This window comes from Pseudoclavibacter sp. RFBB5, assembly GCF_002931555.1.
In the GTDB taxonomy this organism is placed as follows: domain Bacteria; phylum Actinomycetota; class Actinomycetes; order Actinomycetales; family Microbacteriaceae; genus Pseudoclavibacter.
This window is the reverse complement of sequence record NZ_PSTZ01000001.1, coordinates 464,371-483,750: the sequence shown is the minus strand read 5'-3', so window position 1 is coordinate 483,750 and position 19,380 is coordinate 464,371. Positions and strand designations below refer to the sequence as shown.

Genomic DNA, 19,380 nt, shown 5'->3' with positions numbered 1-19,380 from the left:
CGGAACGCGGTTCGCGCACCGTGACACCCCTCCAGCGCCCGATGAAACCCCCATGCCAACACCAGCACCCACCGAGCAGCCATCCCGCAGAGGCCCGGCCCATGTGACGCCCGACTCCGCCACGAACCCCGGCCCCGGCCCCGGCCCCGCAGGACGGCGCGAGCACTGGATGGACCTCGTCCGCGGCGCCGCGATCCTCCTCGTCGTCACCTTCCACGCCAGCGCCATCCCGATCTTCCTCGCCGGCGTCGACCCGACCAGCGTCATCAACGACCTCAACACGCTCTTCGCGCCCTACCGGATGAGCACGCTCCTCCTCCTCTCCGGAATGCTCCTCGGCCGCTCCCTCGCGAAGACGGGCCCCACCTACTACACGGGCAAGCTCCGCACCCTGGTCTGGCCGTACCTGCTCTGGGGCACCGTGTACTGGCTCGTCACCATGCAAGACGGGTGGACAGACCCCGGCAACTGGATCGCCCTCAGCTGGCTCTGGTTCATCTCCTACCTCGCCATCTACTACCTCGCCGCCCCGCTCCTCACCCGCATCCGCGGCCCCTGGTTCGCGCTCGTGCCCCTTGCCCTCTGGGGCCTCAGCGCCGTGCTCTCCGCCGACGGGATCGGCCCATCCGGGATGTGGGGCGACCTCGCCTACTACGGCGGATTCTTCTTCGCCGGCCACCTCGTCGCCCAGCACCGACAGCAGCTCGCCCGCATTGAGAGCTGGCCGCTGCTCATCGCCTGCACCGCCATCGCCGGCGGCTTCGGCGCGCTGCTCATCGGGCAGACGCGCGGCACCTACTTCGGCCTCGACGGCGCACTGCAGTGGGTCTCGGGCACAACCTCAACAGCCCCCGGCGACGGCTCACTCACCGCCGCGACCCGCCTCATCGACCGCTACGAGCTCGTCTGGATCCCCGTCGTCCTCGCCGGGGTCGCCGCGATCATGATGACCACCCGCCGCCTCACCGGCACCCAACGGGGCCTCGACGGCAACTCCGCCCGCTGGCTGCAATACATCGGCCGCAACTCCGTCGTCTTCTACGTCGTCCACTACCCCGCGCAGATCATGATCACCTCATGGCTCGGCGACTGGGGCATGCGCGACCCCACCTGGATGCTCATCATCAACACCATCGTCGCGATGAGCCTCAGCTACCTCTTCTGCTGGCTGCGCCGCTGGCCGGCAGGAGACGCCGTCTTCGTCTTCCCGAAGCTGCGACCCCGCCGCCGCCCTACGCCCTGACCGGAGCGCCGTTGCGCTCGAACCCCGACCACGCCGACGTGACCATGTCGTCCAGCGAGTACTTCGCCGTCCACCCCAGCTCATCCTTGATCCGGGATGCGTCAGCCACCAGCAAGGCAGGGTCACCCGGGCGACGAGGCGCGACGTCCGCCTCGAACTGCTGCCCGCTCGCGCGACGCACCGCATCCAGCACGTCGAACACGGAGTAGCCCTCACCGCGACCCACGTTGTACTCGGCAGAGACCGGCTCGCCAGCCGCGATCGCATCCAGCACCGCAAGGTGCGCATCCGCCAGGTCGACGACGTGCACGTAGTCACGGACGCACGTGCCGTCAGGCGTCGGGTAGTCGTCGCCGAACACGAGCGGCGACTTCCCCTCGGCAAGCTTCTCGAAGATCATCGGCACGAGGTTCAACGCAAAGCGGTCGGCCAGCTCATCGCTGCCAGCACCCGCGACGTTGAAGTAGCGCAACGACACAGCACTGATGCCCGCGGCCTTCGCCGCCGCCTGCACGAGCCACTCCCCCGCCAGCTTCGTCTGACCGTACGGGTTGATGGGGTTCTTCACATCGTCCTCGCGGATCGGCTCGTCGGACCCGGTCCCGAGGCCGTACACGGCCGCCGACGACGAGAACACCAGGCTCTTCACGTCCGCACGCTGCATCGCCTCGAGCACGTTCGCGAGCCCACCCATGTTCTGCTGGTAGTACCAGGCGGGCCTCGCCACCGACTCGCCGACCTGCTTCTTCGCCGCGAAGTGGATGACGCTCGTCACCTCGAGCGCCTGCATGATGTCGGCAAGCGCATCCGCCGCGCCCGTCGTGGAGATATCGAAGTTGAAGTGCGGGGTCGCGCCGACCTTCTCGGGAGTGCCCGTCGTGAGGTCATCGACGACAACCGCCGTGTCGCCGCGAGCCTCAAGGGCAGCAAGCACGTGAGCGCCGATGTAACCGGCACCGCCGGTGATGAGCACAGTCATGGTGAATCTCCTCAGAGTGCGTCAGCGCCGAGCGGCTGCGCCGGGCTTCGTCGGACGCGCCGGAACGCACCCGCCACCATTCTGGCAGTTCCGGGGAACAGGCGCGCCCGAGCGGCGGGTCAGCCCTGCCGCGCCTTCATGCGCGGATTCTTCTTGTTGATGACGAACGTGCGACCGCGGCGGCGGACGATCTGCGCGCCGGGGACCTTCTTGAGCGCCTTGAGCGAGTTGCGAACCTTCATGAGCCTGACCTCCTTCTTGAGAATCTTTCTCATTAGACTACTCGCATGACCCCCAACCAGCCAACCAGCCAGACCGCGACGAGCTCACTCGGCATGACCCTCGTCAGCGGCCTCGAAACCTCCGGGCGGCAACTCGTGACCGCCCTCATGTGCGGCGAACCCGGCGGCCCAACACCCGCGAGCGACTACGGCGACGAGCAGACGGGGGCGCTGGAGCTCGGCGTCGAACTCGCCGAGGACCTGCTGCGGCAGGCCTCGGACGGACGGCGCGGCAACACCATCGTCGAGCTCTCGGCAGACGCAGACCCGCAGAGCATCGGACTCGCGATGGAGCATGTCCTCGCCGAGGGACGCGGCGCGAGGGCTTCAACTCCAGGCGATGATGAAGCTGGGCTCGTCATAGGCCCACGAGAGTTCGTCACCGTCGCCAGCATCTCCGACGTCAGACGCCTGCTGTTCCAAGAGGGAACCTCCCCGCCAGACGACACCGACGCATCCGCCACCCTCGTCGGGCAGCTCGAGTTCGCGACCGTCATCGTCCTCACCGCCGCCGACGCGCACCCCGCCGGCGTCGTCAGCGAGACCTGCGCGCTCATCCAGCAGCTCAACCCCACAACCGCCATCACCACACCAGCCGCGGCCACCGAACTCGGGCGGCGACTGCGGCCGATCCGTCCACGACTCGCGCACCAGCTCGCCTCCACCGCCGGCTGGATGCTGCGCCTCGACGAACACACGCACTTCCCGCCGGCCGGCGGCCCCCTCGACTGCCACGTCTTCAACGAGCCGAGACCCCTCCACCCCGAACGCCTCGCCACAGCCCTCGGCGGCCTGACCCCCGACCGAGTCGGACTCATCGCCCGCTCCCGCGGACTCTTCCGCCTCGCCAGCCGCACGGATCACGTCGGCGACTGGTCGAGCACAGGCAGCAGCATCCAGCTCGGCGCCTCCGGCCTCGCCAGCTCAGACCCGGACGCACCCATCGGCACCACCATCGCCTTCTTCGGGAAGAACCTCCGCACCGACGCCATCGACACCGCCCTGCACGACTGCGCCCTCACCGACGATGAGCTCATCACCGGCCCGACCGCCTGGCATGGTTATGCCGACCAGTTCCCGGGATGGGAGTAGCGGACAAACGCCACCGAGACGCGCCTCGTCACGCTACGAAAAGCCCCGACCCCTCCGCCGACGCGCCCGCAACCGCGAGGCCGACGGCCCCTGCTCGAGAACCCCCAACAGAGCAAGCGTCGTCGCCTCCCAGTCGAACATGACCTGCCGATACGACAGCCGGACGACCCGCACTCGCGAATGCACGCGCACTCCGTTCAACACGAGATCGCGCGAACGATCACCCTCGAACGCCGCCTGATCGGTGTGATGCAACCTCGAATCACACTCGATCACCAGCCATCCGTCGACCAGAAGGTCCACAAAGCCCACGCCCTCGAACCACGACTGGGGCTCCACTCGGTGACCCCCGCTCTGCAACCAGAAGCGCACCTTCGACTCGGTTCCCGACATGGCTGCGCCGCTCACATAGCGCAGCTTGCTTAGCGCGCCAGAAGGCACGCGAGCAGCAAATGCCTCCAACGTGCCGAACTCGAGAATCCGCCGTTGGAGGAGCGAATCGACCACAACGACCAGATCAGGCTCGTCCAGGCACAAAAGCGCGGACCCGACCGCCGACTCCACATCGTCGACGGCGTCCTTCCCCAACGGAAGCGCCAACGACCGTGGCCGCCGATGCAAGCGAACTCCCGCTCGCGACTGTGCTGCGACATCCCGCGTGCCCCCAGCACGCCGCCTCATCTCGCCACCGGCGCCGAGACGCACACGCACATGCGTGAGCGGAGACTTCAGATCCCAGGCACCCAGCAGCGCAAGGGCACTCGAGCACGTCACCCGGCCGCCCACCTGAACCGCCTTCACCGCATGGCTGCTCGCATCCGGAAGCGCGTACCAACCAGGCGCAACCCGGCGAAACACACCAGCCCGGAGACTCCGTCGAAGTTCAGCGTCAGAACCACCGAACCGTAGCCAACGGTCACGCGCGAACACCCCGCCGATGGGGGCTTCGAAGTCAGAGGGCAACGGCGGCATGTGCACAGCCAACGCCAGAGGCCCTATCTTCGGACGACCAGTCGAGAAACTGTGGACAAGATCCCGCGCCGCCATCGCGGCCGATGTCCCGCCTTGGCAAACTTCGGTGACTGATGCGCCCTCGCGCGTGCCTTGGAACTTGTACGGCTGAATAGTCACCGAAGTTGACGCGAGCAGGCCGGGAGGCACCGCTCACGACCGCGGGCGGCCCTCCTCCGGGCACCTGCTGGTCGTCCGGCCAGGCCGCCAGGTTCGGGGACTAGCCGAGACGCTCTGCGCGCAAACCGTGCAGAGACCGCGAATAGTCACCAAAGTTTGCGAGGCGTGCGCGCAGAGGGCTGGTCGCGGCGTGACCGAGCACCCCACGGTGCCCCCAGCCGGACTCCTCGGGCGGCACGGTGCGAATCACCGCGGAGGCGAGCACGCTCAGCGCGCGGCGACCGGCAGGTGCATCTCGAAGGTCGTGCCTTCGCCCACCGTGCTCGACGCCTCCAGCCGCCCGCCGTGCGCCTTCACGATCGCGAGCGTGATGTTCAGACCGAGGCCCACACCAGGAACCGCCTGCTTCGTCGCCGTCGTCGCACGGAAGAACTTCGTGAAGAGACGATGCATCTCCGCCTCGGGAATGCCCATGCCCGTGTCCGACACGTACACCACGAGCTGGTTCCCATCCCGGCGCACCCCGACGCGGACGACACCGCCCCGCGGCGTGAACTTCACCGCGTTCGAGATCAGGTTGTCGATCGCCTGCCCGAGGCGCATCGCGTCGCCGGCGAGAGTCTCCTCCTCATTACCTGGCTCACGGACTAGTTCTACCGAGGCCTGCGCAGCAGTCGGCAGTGCCGTCTCCAACGACTGCCGCACGACCTCCCCGATGCGCACCGGCGAGAACTCCATCGGCACCTTCCCCGCGTCCACCTGAGCGACGAAGAGCAGGTCCCCGACGAGCGCGAGCAGCCGCTGAGCGTTGCGTTCAGCCACCTCGAGGTAGTGACGCTGCTCGTCGTTAAGCGGCCCGCTCTCCTCATCGCGAGCGAGCTCCAGGTAGCCGAGGATGGAACTCAGCGGAGTCCGCAGCTCGTGCGAGATCGTGCCCACGAACTCATCCTTGAGTCTGGAAGCTTCATTGACCTGCGTCATGTCGTACGCGATGAAGATGTGACCGACTACGTCCCCCTCTGGCGTCTTCCTCGGAGCGCACGTCATCAGCGTCGACAGCGGCTCTCCATCGGTGCGGACCAACTCAACGAGCGTCCCCGCCTGCTCGTCGCATCCGGCGATCTGGACAAGACGCCGAAGCAGGCGATCCCCGCCCTCATCGCCCTCTCCCTCGCCGCGCAACGCGCACGCAGAGGCCTCAGACAGGAACTCCGTCACATTCCGGGACCTCACGACCTCGCTCGATGCCGGGCCGAGGAGGTTGCGCGCACCAGGACCCCACGCCACGATCGTCCCGTCGAGCTCCGTCACGATGGCAATCTCGTGGACCGCGGCGTTCCAGACGCTGCGGTTGAAGGCCTCGGAGGCGCGTAGCTCGCCGAGAGCGACCTCGCGGGCCTCGTTGCTCGCCTGCACCTCCCGAAGGCGGCGATCCCGCTCGTCCGCGTAGAGCTTCGAGCTCTCCACCTGCACCCTCGCCCGATGCGACAGCTCGTTGATGATGCTCGCGATCACCGCGAACACCAACGGGGTGAAGACGACGCGCAGGATCAGCGGGTCGCTCCACGGCGCCGTGCCGATCAGATACGGGATCGCGACGGTCAGCACCGACGTGCCGATCGCCAGCCAGATGGCACGGCGACCGGGCGCCGCCGCGATGAAGATCAGGGGGAGCAGGATCAGCGACGTGAACATCGACTGCGCCCCGCCCGTGCCAGCGCGGAACAGGCCGAGCGCCAGCATCGTGATCACGGGAAGGACTAGCTGCCACAACGGCGCGATCTTCGGCCACGGGATCACGAAGGCGACACCCGCGAGCGCGAACACGATCACGACCCCCGTCCACGCTGCAACAGGCTCCATGATGACCACGCCAGGCACGACGACCATGGCACCGAACGCCAGCACCAAGCCGAACACCGAGGCGAGCTGCCGGATCGCAGGCGACGTCGTGTCGATCGTGAACTGACCGAACGAGCTCTTCACAGAGACGCTCATGACCGCACCTCCCTGAGCATCGCGACGAGACGGGCCAGCGAGAAGGGCTTCGTCAGATAGCCGTCTGCCCCCGCCGCCTCTCCCGCCTCCAGCGCCACGACCGCGGCGTTGGCCGACACGATGATCGCGTGCGCCCGAACGTCGCCCTCCTGGGCACGCACCCGCGCGAGCACCTCGAGCCCCGACAGCCCGGGCATGGACACATCCAGAAGCAGCAGTTCGGGCGACAACTCGACGGCAGCGCGCAACGCGCTCACCCCGTCGCCGTACGAGCCCGCGATCTCGAACCCGGCCCGACGAGCGGCAGTCTCGAGCAGGAAGCGGATGTCGTCATCGTCATCCGCGATCACCACCCTCGTCGCCATCAGGCACGCCTCTCACGCAGACGCGACACGAGCCCCTTGACCTGCTTGCCCGTGAACGGCTTCGGGAGCACATCATCCGAGCTCGGATAGTCGGACTCGTCGAGAACCGAGGAGATGACGATGGCCACTTCGGGCACCAGCTCGCAGATCTTCTCCCGCACCTCCCAGCCGCTCCCGACACCAAGCAGCAGGTCGATCACCGCGACATCGGGAACCTCGACGCGGATGCTCGCGAGAGCTTCATCGAGGGTCGCCGCTGACGCCACCCCGCAGCCAGCCTTCCGGAACTGCGTGCGCAGCAGCTCACGCTGGTCCGCATTGTCATCCACGATCAGCACCCGCAACGGCCCATCGCTCACAGGAAGAACACCTCTCGCACGACGACCAGCGCTGCGACGCCCACCAACGCCAACGTCGCCTGCAGGTACAGGCGACGCTCCGCTCTGGCATCCCGCTCGATCTCCTCCGCCAGACGGCGCTCACCCAACTCGCTCATGCCAGCACGCGTCCGCTCTTCTCCGTCTTATCCCACGTCATCGCGGCACCACGCGCCTCCTTGATGTAGGCGTCGAACGTCACCGCGCACAAGATCGGCCCGTAACCGATGAGATAGACCAGGAAGGGATTCAGCAAACGGCCGATCCTCGTCGAGTCGATCGCCTTCATGCCCCACGCCGCGACCATGCACAGCGAGATCCACGCGAAGATCGCCAGGTTCCAAGCGTCGTACCCGGCCTGGGTGAGCGTCAGCCCGAACAGGGCAGGCACACGCTCCTCGAACAGCCCAGGGAAGAACGCGGCCAGCAGCACGATCATCGAGATCAGGCCGGGGAACAGCAGCACCTCGCGCCAAGCCACTCTGCCCACCTTCGGGTCGAGCTGCGCCGCGAACAGCATGATGTAGACGTATGCGCAGCCCACCACGATCCAGAGCGCACGGAACACGAGCGAGGCAAGCGGCGAATCCATCAGGTACAGCCCGATGAGGCCGACCGACGACAGCAGCATGAGCACCGGCAGCAGGAACACGCTGAACCAAAAGAGGCCGAACGAGACCGTGCCGAGCTTGTGCTCCCTCGAAGGCCGGAACCACAGATGGCTGTACCGCTTCGTCAGCTGCACGTTGCCCCTGGCCCAGCGAAGCCGCTGCTTCCAGAGGTCCCCGACGTGACGAGGCTCCTCGGCCAGCACGACAGCGTGCGGCTCGAACACCACCTTGCGGCCGGAGAGCTGCGTCTCGAAAGTCGTGACCGTGTCCTCCGCCAGCGAGCTCGTGTCGATCTGCCCGCCGATGGCGAGCAGGTTCTCCCGCGAATGCAGCTGCGCACCGCCGGCGAGGCAGGCGAGAGCCCCGAGCACATTCTGCGCGCGACGACTGCCGACCTGCGACAGGACGTACTCGAACGCGATGAACCGCGTCAGGTAGTTCTTCCGCAGGCTCCCCTCGCTGATGTACGCCGTGACCGACCCCACCTCGGGGTCGGCGAGATGCCTTGTCATCTTCCGCATCGAATCCGGAAGGTAGATGACGTCGGCGTCCATGATGAGCAACGCCTCCATCCAGTCCTCGCTCAGGACGCGGCGCAGCCCATGGTTCAACGTGTGCGCCTTGCCCTCCCCGCCCTTCTCGCGACGCAGGTGGAAGACCCGGCCCGGGTACCGTGCGGCGCGCTCCAGAACGACATCGGGGGTGTCATCGGTCGACGCATCGTCGACGACGTACACCCTGAGACGCTCCGGTGGATACTCGAGAGCCATGAGCCGATCGATCGACCCCCCGATCACCGCGCCCTCGTTCCACGCCGGCACGACAACCGCCACGTTCGGGAGATACGGCGCGGCCTTCGCGTAGTGATTGAAGTGAGCGTGCAACGGCACGATGAGGAACTGGTAGGCCATCGTGAAGGCCGGGATCGCACCGACCGCGACGAACGCGACGAAGATCGTCGCCAGCACCGCCCCGCCGAGATCGAGCCAGGCGTCACCGCTCACGCGACACCACCAGCATCCGACGCGCTGAACGCCGGCACCTCCGTCAGCAGCTCGCGAACCCGGTCGTAGACGCCGACATCGGCCGCGCGGTGACTGTCCGTCGACGCGACGAGCGTCGCACCCCCTGCGAGGGCCGCCTCGATCGCCCGCGCACTCGGGCACACCCACTTCTCGTTCACCTCGATGTGCGTCCCCGTCTCGCGCGCGGCGGACGCCCACGCCGACAGATGCCCCGCCGAAAGCCGCGACTCGTCGATGCCCACCTTGGGAAGGATCGAGAACGGATGCGCCAGCTGTGCGCCGCCGCCCGCCATGCGCATCGCGCCTATCGTCGCGCCGATGAGCAGATCGAGCGCATCCTCGACCGCCAGGCCGCGAGCGAGACGCTCCCTCGTCTCACGCGGGGACCACGGACCATCCGGACCGGGGAACTGGTGATCGGCGATCACAATGCCATCGACTCCGCCGCCACCCACCCGGAGGTCGCTCGGCACGTCGAGCGTGCCACGCGCATCCAGGATCTTCGCCTCGACACCGATCACCAGCTCGACACCGGTCCTGCCCCGCGCCTCGACGACCGCAGCAACGAACTCCGGCACCCATGCCGTGTCACGGCGCACATGATCGGTCGCCCGCATCGCCATCAGGCCGGCCCGCTCGGCGGCGCGGACATTCGCCGAGATGGGACTCTCCGCGTCGTCCGAGAAATCGGAATGGACATGCCAGTCGCCGAGCAGCAGCGCGTCGAGACCGGGACCCGCCTGCATCTCAGGCACGAGCGAGCACTTCATCCCAGGGCAGGAAGACATCCTCGAGGAAGCGAACGTTCGCGACCTCACGGAACTCGACGCGCGCAGGAACCGACCGGCCGAGCGCGATATCCACCGCGAGCGACGGCATATCCACACCGGCCGCTATCGTCAACGGCATAGCGCCCGAGAACCTCGGGTTGATCTCCAGCAGCGCTGGGCGGCCATCGGTGCTGTACCTCAGCTGCACGTTCGCCACCCCCACGAGCCCAACCGCGCGAGCACAGGCGGCAGCCGTCTCCTCGAGCTCCGAGCGATGCACCGTCCGGCCCGCAACCGCCACGCCGGAATCCACGCGCGCCCGAAGACGAGGAACTGCGGCGATCGCCTGACCGTCGGCACCCATCACGACGTCCACGGAGAACTCGTCGCCCGGGAGGTTCTCCTGGATGAGCAAGGCGGCATCGCGCGTCTTCGCCTCGAGCTCCTCGCGCGAGTGCACGAGATGCACGCCGCGCGAGCCTGCACCGCTGCGAGGTTTCACGATGACCGGAAAGACCCAGTCGCGCGCGATGCCCTCGTCATCGAGCAGAGCAGTCGCCGGCACCAGCGCGTGCGGCTCGCACGCCTGCACGAGCAGCCACTTGTCGAGGCACGTCGCAAGCGCCTCCTCGGAGGGCGCCGCGAGCGCCGCTCCGAGCTCGGAGCGCCGAACCGCGAGCGATGGGAGCTCCACATCCACTGTGGACACGACCACGTCGATGCCGTCGGCAGCTACGACGGCGATCACCGCGTCGCAGAAACCCTCCGAGAGTCCGGGGGGAACAAGCCTCCGGTGCGCCGCATCGACGAGATACAGGCCGCTCGCCCAGCCGTCCATGTCAGCTGCGAACACCTCGAGGTCAGCCCGGCCGAGCAGAGAGCGGATGACCGCGACCCCAGCAGGCCCACCGGCACCAGTGATCAGAACACGAAGTCTCATGCGCGGTTCTTCTTCTCAGTCTCAGTCGTGCCCAGATTGTGCACCGTCGCGAACTCACCGTCGCCGCGCTCCACAGTGATGCTACTCGCATCCCGGATCACCTCGAGCGGCTCGCTGTACGTCCCCGTCCCGAACCGCGACCAGTATCTTGCCGCCGAGAGCACGAAGTCCGGTGCCAGGTAGTCGCGGATGTCGGCCTGCGAAGCGAAACGCGCCAGGAGACCCAGCTTCGTATCTATGAACCCGTCGACGGTCACGAACCGTGTGGGACGGAAATCGATCGTCGATGAGGGGCTCTGGTAACAGGCCACGCTTGCAACCCGCCGACTCGCGACGAGCGTCGCCTCATGCACTGCGCGATGGTCCTGATGACGGTCATTCCGGGAATGCGTGTAGACGATCGTCGGATCGGTCTCGGCGATCACCCGCTCGATGATGCCGACCGTCGGATCACTGTTCGGAATGGCCGTGTCCGTGAGGTCCTCGAGGAAGAGGCGCGCGCCAAGGGACTCCGCAGAGGCAAGAGACTCATGCTGCCGATCCGCGGCGTCACCGCCCCGCCCGCCGCGAGACAGCGTCAGAATGACGATCGAATCGCCAGCAGCCGCGTGAGCGGCCAGCGTGCCGCCGACACCGATCTCTACGTCATCCGGATGCGCCCCGATCGCGAGCACTCGTCGGCGCGAGTTCTGCGCGCGCCTGGCCCTGGCCGCCTCGACAAGGCGCTGCACGGTGCTGACCAGCAGCGCACTCGAGATCGGCTTCTGCAGGAACTCGTCGGCACGGTGGCGCAGGGCGTGCACCGCGTACTCGACAGAAGCGTGCGCCGTCATCACCACGACAGGCAGATCGGGCTTGATCTCACGCAGTCTTCCCAGAACCTCGAGGCCATTCGCTCCCGGCAGCTCTACATCCGTGAGCACCAGATCAGGATCGAAATCGTTCACGTTCATCAGCACGGCAACCGCGTCGCGCAGCACGCGAACCTCGCACCCGAGACGCCTCCGAAGCACCGTTTCAAGGAATTCGGCGACGTCACCGTCGTCTTCGATGATGAGAATGCGGTACGAAGCCTCGGGCATAGTCGTCAACAGTAGTCGGAAAAGCAATTAGCGGCACCCGCTTCCGGCGATTCTCAAATGGGAGCGAAATACCCGGATAATACGAAAGAGGAATGCTTATGAACTTACTGCGATTTCGACGGAACGCCCCTATACCGCAATCGGGTTCGGCGAGGTAGAGGCCGCGTCGTTACCCGGCGGGATGCGGCACCACGACTCGGCGATGAGTCCGACCGCCAGCAGGACCACCGAGCCGATGAGCGACACCGCGGCGTGCCAGATGGGCTCCTCGGGCGGCACCGTGCGGGTCGACGCGAAGACGAGCACCCCCAACGCGACGCCGCCCATAAGCGATGAAGCCAGGCTCGCCGCTCGAGCGAACGCCAGCACGCGGAACGCGTACTGCGGGTCGACGCGCTTTCCCCTGACGTCGCGTTCGATCTCCTGGCCCTCCTGGCCCTGGCCCTGGCCCTGGCCCTGGCGTCCGTCGCAGTTCCCGGGGTTGGCACGGCCGCCGCGCTCGAGACCAGGCGCACGCCGCCGCGACTCGGCCTCGCGGCGCTCACGCCAGAGGCGGCGCGTGTACGCCCGGATGGGCCACGCGAGCCACAGGAGCAGCGCCGCGAGCACGACCAGCGTCAGGGGCATCGTGAGCGGCGGCGCCATGACGGGACGACCCGATGTCACGAGCCAGGTCTCCACGCACCACGCGAGCACGCCTCCGATCACGACCAGCCCGACGAGCAGGCCAGGTCGCGTTCTGCTCGCGAGGTTCACTGCACGATCCGATCGACCCGATCCGGAGCGGCCGCCCGCAACTCCGCGACGCTGCCGTGCGGGGCGAGCTGCGCGCGCGGGTCGACCTCGAGCCACGGGGCCAGGACGAACGCACGCTCGTGCGCCCGCGGGTGCGGGAGCTGCAGAGCACCGTCGCGGAGCTCGCCGGACACCTGGATGAGATCGAGGTCCAGCGTTCGGCTCCCCCAGCGCGTCTCGCGCGTACGGCCGTGCGCATCCTCGATGGCGTGCAGCGCCTGCAGAAGGTCTTCGGCGGGCAGATCGGTGTCGACGAGCACCACAGCGTTTCGGTAGGCGGGGGCTTCTTCGCTGACGCCCTCGAGCGTCAGCGCGGGCGTCTCGTAGAGGCTCGAAGCGGCGACCAGCTTCGTGCCTGGCAGCTCCGAGATGCTGCGCAGGGCGGAGGACAGGGTCGCGTCGCGGTCGCCGAGGTTGGCGCCGAGCGCGATCACCGCCTGGCGAACGCGTGTCGGCAGCTGGGCCGACGTGGCGTTCGGGGCGCCACCGGCGCGGCTCACGACGGCCGCATCGGAGGGCGAGCGCTCGTCCTGCTCGCGCTGCGCGATCGGCGAGAAGAGGTCGCCAGCAGGCTCGATGCGTGGCAGCGGCACGTTGGGGGCTCCCCCGGAGTCGAGGACGATCGACGCGTCGGAGGCGGTGTGCGCGGCGGCGGCCGCTTCACGCGCGAGGAAATCGTCCTCGGCGCTCGCCGACGCGGCGGTGCTCGGAGCCGCAGCGGGAACGGTGGCAGGAACGGCCGTGGCTGCCGTCTGGGCGCTGGGTGCCTGGACCGCGTGCGCGGCCGCCGATTCCAGGTACTCCCCCGGAGCGGCCGGCCGATGCCGCAGGATGCTCACGGCGACATCCTCGAAGTCCAAGGCGACAGGCGCCTGGGGCTTGTGCACCGTGATCCGCACCGCCGCCGCGTCGTCGAAGCCGAACGTGGCCGCCGCCAGGCGCTCGGCCAGCGTCTCGATGAGATCGACCGGTTCACCGGTCACGATCGCGTGCAACGCGTGCATCCACTCGCCGTAATGCAGTGTGTCGCCGATGTGATCGCTCGACGAGGCCGCGGCCGCGTCGACCCATGCCTCGGCGTCGACGTAGAAGTCCTGCCCGTCCCGGCGCTCGTGCTCGAACACCCCGTGATGGCCGCGGGCGTGCATGCGCCTGATGATGATGCGGTCCAGCTCGGGCTCCGGGACACCGGTGCGGCGGACCGGCTCTGGCGTCGCCGTTGCTGCGAGCTCGGACGGGACCTGACCGGCGACGCTGTTGGTCGCACCGACAACCCGCTCGCGCACGAACGCGTGCTCGTGCGCATGCCCGCGAGCAGCATCAGCGGCCGCACTGCGTGTGGCGGTGGGCGCATCCGCCACCCGTCTGGCGTCCAGGTTCGGCTCGTGTCCGCTCGAGTGATCAGTCATCCTGTGCTCCTTCACGCCACGCGTCGACGACATCCAGCGCCACGCGGTTCGCCTCGACGTTGTGCACCCGAACGCCCCAGACGCCCGCCTTCGCGGCGAGCGCCGTGATGATCGCCGTCGGCAGGTCGCGCTCGGTCACGTCCGCATCCGGTCCCAGCATCTCGCCCGTGAAGCGCTTCCGCGAGGCGCCCACCAGCAGCGGATGCCCGAGCGCCACGAACTGCTCGAGCTCGCGCAGCACGGCCCAGTTGTCGTCGCGGCGCTTCGCGAAACCGAGGCCGGGGTCGAGCACGATCTGCGACGGGTCCAGCCCGGCGTCGACGGCGCGGTCCCGGGCACCCGCCAGCTCCGAGAGGATCTCGGCGGCAGGGTCGCGGTAGTCGGCGAGCTCGTTCATGCGCACCGAGTGGCCGCGCCAGTGGCTCAGGATGAACGGGTTCCCGCTCTCGGCGACGAGGCCGAGCATCGCGGGATCGGCCAGTCCGCCCGACACGTCGTTGACGTACTCGGCGCCGAGCTCGAGTGCGGCCTCGGCCGTCTTCGCGTACATCGTGTCGATGCTCACGAGCACGCCGAGCCCCGCGAGCTCCTTGATGACCGGCAGGACGCGCGCGGCTTCCTCCTCCTGCGGCACCCGCACGGCGCCGGGGCGCGTGGACTCGCCACCCACGTCGATGATGTCGGCGCCCTGTGCGACGAGCTCACGCGCACGTCGCAGCGCACGCTTCGTGCGGCGATTCTGGCTGAAGAGATCCTCGAACTTGCCGCCGTCGCTGAAGGAGTCCGGCGTGATGTTCAGGATGCCCAGGATGCGCGGACGCTTCGGGATCGCAGGCTGCAGCAGGTTCGTGAACCGCTGCGGCAGCTCGAACGGTCGCGTGTTCACGGGGCCGGAGTCCTCCGCCCACTGCTCACCCGTCGCCGCGTCGAGCTGCGCGTCGCGCTCGGTGACCTCGGCGGGCGCGTGCGATGCGGGTGCCGCCGCTGCAGTCCCTGCAGCCTCCGGCTCCGCTGCTTCTGGCGCTCCAGCCGTGTCGTCCTCGTCGGCTGACGCGGAGCTCGCCTGCGTCCCCAACCGTGGGTCGAAGCGCGCGCCGCGCAGCACGTGACCGACGATGGGCGCGGCGGGCGGAGCCGACTGACCGCTCGCGGCGGGCGTCGCGGCGGCCTCATCGGCGGCGACGATCGGCTGCGCCCCGATGAGCGAGATGATCTCGGCGCGAGCGATGGGCTCGGAGAGCTCGCCCCGCGCAGACACGGTCACGACGACGCCTGCCTGCTGCCGCGAGCCGCGAAGCCCGGCGCACGCGTGACTCGCCACGATGATCGCAAGCGCCCCGCGGGCGTCGAGCGCCGTCATCATTGCGTCGACCAGCTCGTCGCCGAGGCGCTCCTGCAGGGTCGGTCGTGCGGAGAGCGTCTCGAGGAGCGCGTGCAGACGACCGAAGCCGACGATCGAATCACCGGGCACGTAGGCGAGGTGCACACGGCCAGAGAAGGGCAGCAGGTGGTGCTCGCACATGGATCTGAAGGCGAGATCGCGGAGGACGACGGGCTGCGACACAGGCGCGGTTGCGTTGTCCGCGGATGGAGCTGCGGACGCGGATTCGCGTGCGGAGGCAGATTCGGACGCGACGGCACTCGCAGATGCGGAAAGCGGAGCCGCGGATCCGGCCGCGCCGGAGACAGCCGCGAGCGGCTGCTGCGTGTCGGCGACGGGGAACCTGGCGCCAGCCAGAGGCGTGATCGCTTCAACCCCGATGCCGCCGAACAGCTCGAGCGCGGCCTCCGCGACCCGCTCGGGAGTGCGCGCGAGGCCAGGGCGGTCGGGGTCCTCGCCGATTGCCGCCAGGAACTCCCGCACGGCAGCCTGCGCGCGCGCAAGATCGACCCGCTCCGACGATCCGGAACCGACATCGTTCATTTGCAAGTCCTCACTCCGCAGCGCCCGCAACGCGGGTCGGTCTCCATCCTCCCGCGAAACGAAGCCCGCGCGCATCCCCGCGGCACTCGCGCGAGTCGCGCGGCGACGCGAAGGCGTGCGTCCGAGGCGGAGGGGAGCCATCCAGATTCGACATCATCAGCAACTGGCTCATGGAAGCGGGCGGCGGGCGCGACGGCGCCCCCGACCGGGCCAGCGACGTCGTGCCGGTTGCAGGTTGCCTGGGCATCAACGCCTCAGGTTGACAGGCCACCGCCCGCCTCGAGAGGGTCGAAGGGCCACGCAAACCCCGGCGTAGCTGCCACGAAGTGCGTACCGACGATCGGAGGAGCACCTATGACGACCGAACGCCCCGGTTTCCGGAGCTTCGCATCCACGCCACTCGCCATCACGCTCTGGGTGGCCACGGCCCTCCTGACTGCCATGTTCCTCGCGTTCGGCTGGAACCTGCTGCAGATGGGCATCCTCATCGTGCCCCTCGCAGTCGTCAGCATCGCCGTGACGGCGGCCGCTCTCAAGAAGACGCGCGGCTCCTAGCCACCATGCCCTGACCGCAGGTGCACGCACACACGAAGAAGGCAGGTTCCCATCGCCGGGAACCTACCTTCTTCGTCGTGCATGCGGGGTTTAGAAGCCGAGCTCGGCGCCGCCATCCTGAGCGTGCTCGATCGGGTCCATCTGGTCGACCGGGATGTGCGGCTTGAGCGGCACGGGCGGCAGCGCGCTCACGGGCCGGTCGGGGCTGGAGAGCCACTGCGGGCGCTCGGGCAGCTTGCGCACGGGCGCGAAGATCTCTTCCAGCCGAACGTGGTCGAGCGTCTCCTTCTCAAGGAGCTCGGCCGCGAGCTGGTCGAGGATGTCGCGGTTGTCGTTGATGACCTTCCACGCCTCGTCGTGCGCCTGCTCGATGAGGAGGCGCACCTCGCGGTCGACGGTCTCGGCGACCGACTCCGAGTAGTTGCGACCTGCGCCGGCCTGCTGCCCGTAGACCGTCTCAGCGGAGGATTCCCCGAGCTTCACGGAGCCGACGGATGCGGTCATTCCGTACTCGGTGACCATCTTGCGGGCCGTCTTCGTGGCCTTCTCGATGTCGTTGGATGCGCCCGTCGTGGGGTCGTGGAACACGATCTCCTCCGCGACGCGGCCGCCCATGGCGTACGACAGCTGGTCGAGGAGCTCGTTGCGGGTGACCGAGTACTTGTCTTCCAGCGGAAGCACCATCGTGTAGCCGAGGGCGCGACCGCGCGGGAGGATCGTGATCTTCGTCACCGGGTCGGTGTGGCGCATCGCGGCGGCGGCGAGGGCGTGGCCGCCCTCGTGGTACGCCGTGATGAGGCGCTCCTGGTCGTTCATGACGCGGCTGCGACGCTGCGGACCGGCGATGACGCGGTCGACCGCCTCGTCGAGGGCCTCGTTGTCGATGATCTGCGCGTTCGAGCGGGCCGTGAGCAGCGCCGCCTCGTTGAGCACGTTCGCGAGGTCGGCACCCGTGAAGCCGGGCGTCTTGCGCGCGATGACGCGAAGGTCGACGTCCTGCGACAGCGGCTTGCCCTTGGCGTGCACGCCCAGGATGCGGGCGCGGCCGTCGAGGTCTGGCGCGTCGACGCCGATCTGGCGGTCGAAGCGGCCTGGCCGCAGAAGCGCCGGGTCGAGCACGTCCGGACGGTTCGTCGCGGCGATGAGGATGACGTTCGTCGAGCCGTCGAAGCCGTCCATCTCGACCAGCAGCTGGTTGAGGGTCTGCTCGCGCTCGTCGTTGCCGCCGCCGATGCCGACGCCACGGTGACGACCGACGGCGTCGATCTCGTCGACGAAGATGATGGCGGGCGAGTTCTGCTTGGCCTGCTCGAACAGGTCGCGGACGCGGCTCGCGCCGACACCCACGAACATCTCGACGAAGTCGGAACCCGAGATGGAGTAGAAGGGCACGCCAGCCTCACCCGCGACGGCGCGGGCGAGCAGGGTCTTGCCGGTTCCTGGAGGGCCGTACAGCAGCACGCCCTTCGGGATGCGGGCGCCGACCGCCTGGAACTTGGCCGGCTCCTTGAGGAACTCCTTGATCTCCTGCAGCTCCTCGAGCGCCTCGTTGGCACCGGCGACGTCGTCGAACGTGACCTGCGGGCTCTCCTTCGAGACGAGCTTCGCCTTCGACTTGCCGAACTGCATGACGCCGCGGCCACCGCCGCCACCCAGGCCTCCGGCGAAGAGGATCCAGATGAAGAAGCCGATGAGCAGCAGCGGGAAGAGGATGCTGACGGCCGACAGCAGCCAGCTCGGCTGAGGCACGTCGTCGTCGTAGCCACCGGCGGGAGCAGCCGTGTCGACGGCCGACACGACGTCGTCGGCGCGCGCATCCACGAAGTAGAACTGGACATTCTGGCCGTATTCGGGGTCGGCCTGCGCCAGCTCCATGTCGACGCGGTTGTCACCGTTGACGATGACGACCTTGTCTGCCTTCTTCTCCTGGAGGAGCTGAAGGCCCTGCTGCGTCGTCACCTCGCGGGTGCCGCTGCCGTTGATGAGGCTGAAGCCGAGGCCGATGACCAGCACGGCGAGCACCACGATGAAGATCGGGCTCTTGAGGATCTTGGTAACTTGCTTCATAAGTCGAGACTCGAGTGGCGTGCTCGGTGCCTTTCAGCCGGTTCTTCGCCAGCGCACCGGGGCGCGCGATCGAAAGTCATGGTACTCGGCACCACCGACACGGGTCTCCAGTGTTCGCTGAAGGCGCGCGGATGCACCGGGTCGCGCTACCCCGCCTACTCGCCGCCGTACACGTGCGGCTGCAGCACGATGATGTCGCGCAGGTGGCGGTACTGCTCGTCGTAGTCGAGGCCGTAGCCGACGACGAACTCGTTGGGCACGTCGAAGCCGACGTAGCGCACGGGCACATCCGACTTGAGGCGCTCCGGCTTGCGCAGCAGCGTGCAGATCTCCACGGATGCTGGGCCGCGCGATTCGAGGTTCTGCTTGAGCCACGACAGCGTGAGGCCCGAGTCGATGATGTCCTCGACGATGAGCACGTGCCGGCCCGTGAGGTCGGTGTCCAAGTCCTTCAGGATGCGCACGACGCCGCTCGACTCGGTGCCGGAGCCGTAGGAGCTCACGGCCATCCAGTCCATCTTCAGCGGGATCGTCAGCTCACGGGACAGGTCGGAGACGACCATGACCGCGCCCTTCAGCACGCCGATGAGCAGCGGCTCGCACTCGGCGTAATCAGCCTCGATGCGGCGGGCGATCTCAGCGAGCTTCGCCTGGATCTCCTCTTCCGTGATGAGGACTTCGCGGACGTCGTTCGGGATATCAGTGGCGCGCATCCTGGCTCCTGGGGTGTTTCAGC

The 19,380-nt window shown here is 68.1% G+C and carries 19 protein-coding genes; 3 read left to right on the top strand and 16 right to left on the bottom strand.

Annotated elements, in window-relative coordinates; translation table 11 throughout:
- The first annotated feature begins 52 nt into the window (after nucleotides 1-52).
- Entirely contained in the window at nucleotides 53-1,243 is a 1,191-nt protein-coding gene (locus C5B97_RS02310; protein ID WP_181026862.1) for an acyltransferase, read from the top strand.
- Here the strand turns inward: C5B97_RS02310 and galE are convergent.
- Both galE and ykgO read right to left on the bottom strand, forming a co-directional pair.
- Nucleotides 1,233-2,222, bottom strand: coding sequence for a UDP-glucose 4-epimerase GalE (galE, locus tag C5B97_RS02305; RefSeq protein ID WP_104310501.1), 990 nt, complete (start codon nucleotides 2,220-2,222; stop codon nucleotides 1,233-1,235). The genes C5B97_RS02310 and galE overlap by 11 nt on opposite strands.
- Before the next feature lie 119 nt (nucleotides 2,223-2,341).
- Nucleotides 2,342-2,464, bottom strand: a complete 123-nt coding sequence (gene ykgO, locus C5B97_RS02300; protein WP_104251782.1) for a type B 50S ribosomal protein L36 — start codon at nucleotides 2,462-2,464, stop codon at nucleotides 2,342-2,344.
- A gap of 45 nt (nucleotides 2,465-2,509) precedes the next feature.
- On the opposite strand from ykgO, the gene C5B97_RS02295 reads away from it, so the two are divergent.
- Nucleotides 2,510-3,595, top strand: a complete 1,086-nt coding sequence (locus tag C5B97_RS02295; RefSeq protein WP_104310500.1) for a GTP-binding protein — start codon at nucleotides 2,510-2,512, stop codon at nucleotides 3,593-3,595.
- A gap of 33 nt (nucleotides 3,596-3,628) precedes the next feature.
- On the opposite strand, the gene C5B97_RS02290 is transcribed toward C5B97_RS02295, so the two are convergent.
- The 12 genes from C5B97_RS02290 to folP form a co-directional block, all read right to left on the bottom strand.
- Nucleotides 3,629-4,183 (bottom strand): hypothetical protein, encoded by a 555-nt coding sequence (locus C5B97_RS02290; protein WP_146080695.1) that lies wholly within the window; start codon nucleotides 4,181-4,183, stop codon nucleotides 3,629-3,631.
- A gap of 810 nt (nucleotides 4,184-4,993) precedes the next feature.
- Complete coding sequence (locus C5B97_RS02285; RefSeq protein WP_104310498.1) at nucleotides 4,994-6,724, bottom strand: PAS domain-containing sensor histidine kinase; 1,731 nt, start codon at nucleotides 6,722-6,724, stop codon at nucleotides 4,994-4,996.
- Nucleotides 6,721-7,089, bottom strand: a complete 369-nt coding sequence (locus tag C5B97_RS02280) for a response regulator (RefSeq protein WP_219819743.1) — start codon at nucleotides 7,087-7,089, stop codon at nucleotides 6,721-6,723. Before C5B97_RS02280 ends, C5B97_RS02285 begins: the two co-directional genes overlap by 4 nt.
- Nucleotides 7,089-7,448, bottom strand: a complete 360-nt coding sequence (locus C5B97_RS02275; protein ID WP_104310497.1) for a response regulator — start codon at nucleotides 7,446-7,448, stop codon at nucleotides 7,089-7,091. The genes C5B97_RS02280 and C5B97_RS02275 overlap by 1 nt, the downstream gene beginning before the upstream one ends.
- On the bottom strand, nucleotides 7,445-7,585 hold the full coding sequence (locus tag C5B97_RS17845; protein ID WP_181026861.1) for a hypothetical protein: 141 nt from the start codon (nucleotides 7,583-7,585) through the stop codon (nucleotides 7,445-7,447). Before C5B97_RS17845 ends, C5B97_RS02275 begins: the two co-directional genes overlap by 4 nt.
- A complete protein-coding gene (locus C5B97_RS02270) occupies nucleotides 7,582-9,033 on the bottom strand; it encodes a glycosyltransferase family 2 protein (RefSeq protein WP_258067859.1) in 1,452 nt (483 codons plus the stop codon). Before C5B97_RS02270 ends, C5B97_RS17845 begins: the two co-directional genes overlap by 4 nt.
- A gap of 44 nt (nucleotides 9,034-9,077) precedes the next feature.
- Complete coding sequence (locus C5B97_RS02265) at nucleotides 9,078-9,848, bottom strand: PHP domain-containing protein (RefSeq protein ID WP_181026875.1); 771 nt, start codon at nucleotides 9,846-9,848, stop codon at nucleotides 9,078-9,080.
- A 1-nt stretch (nucleotide 9,849) separates the two neighbouring features.
- Nucleotides 9,850-10,812: an ATP-grasp domain-containing protein gene (locus C5B97_RS02260; RefSeq protein WP_104310496.1), complete on the bottom strand. Its 963-nt coding sequence runs from the start codon at nucleotides 10,810-10,812 to the stop codon at nucleotides 9,850-9,852.
- On the bottom strand, nucleotides 10,809-11,894 hold the full coding sequence (locus tag C5B97_RS02255) for a response regulator (protein ID WP_104310495.1): 1,086 nt from the start codon (nucleotides 11,892-11,894) through the stop codon (nucleotides 10,809-10,811). The genes C5B97_RS02260 and C5B97_RS02255 overlap by 4 nt, the downstream gene beginning before the upstream one ends.
- 129 nt (nucleotides 11,895-12,023) lie before the next feature.
- On the bottom strand, nucleotides 12,024-12,650 hold the full coding sequence (locus tag C5B97_RS02250) for a DUF3180 domain-containing protein (RefSeq protein WP_181026860.1): 627 nt from the start codon (nucleotides 12,648-12,650) through the stop codon (nucleotides 12,024-12,026).
- Entirely contained in the window at nucleotides 12,647-14,098 is a 1,452-nt protein-coding gene (folK, locus tag C5B97_RS18150; protein ID WP_181026859.1) for a 2-amino-4-hydroxy-6-hydroxymethyldihydropteridine diphosphokinase, read from the bottom strand. The genes C5B97_RS02250 and folK overlap by 4 nt, the downstream gene beginning before the upstream one ends.
- A complete protein-coding gene (gene folP, locus C5B97_RS18305; protein WP_181026858.1) occupies nucleotides 14,091-16,022 on the bottom strand; it encodes a dihydropteroate synthase in 1,932 nt (643 codons plus the stop codon). Before folP ends, folK begins: the two co-directional genes overlap by 8 nt.
- A gap of 354 nt (nucleotides 16,023-16,376) precedes the next feature.
- Between folP and C5B97_RS02235 the strand changes: the two genes are divergently transcribed.
- Nucleotides 16,377-16,577 carry a hypothetical protein gene (locus C5B97_RS02235; RefSeq protein WP_104310491.1) on the top strand — a complete coding sequence of 67 codons (201 nt, stop codon included), beginning with the start codon at nucleotides 16,377-16,379 and terminating at the stop codon, nucleotides 16,575-16,577.
- Between the two features lie 90 nt (nucleotides 16,578-16,667).
- Here C5B97_RS02235 and ftsH read toward each other — a convergent pair whose 3' ends face one another.
- Together ftsH and hpt are read right to left on the bottom strand one after the other, a co-directional pair.
- Nucleotides 16,668-18,644 (bottom strand): ATP-dependent zinc metalloprotease FtsH, encoded by a 1,977-nt coding sequence (ftsH, locus tag C5B97_RS02230; RefSeq protein ID WP_104310490.1) that lies wholly within the window; start codon nucleotides 18,642-18,644, stop codon nucleotides 16,668-16,670.
- Nucleotides 18,645-18,799: 155 nt separating this feature from the next.
- On the bottom strand, nucleotides 18,800-19,357 hold the full coding sequence (gene hpt, locus C5B97_RS02225; protein WP_104251707.1) for a hypoxanthine phosphoribosyltransferase: 558 nt from the start codon (nucleotides 19,355-19,357) through the stop codon (nucleotides 18,800-18,802).
- Nucleotides 19,358-19,380: the final 23 nt, after the last annotated feature.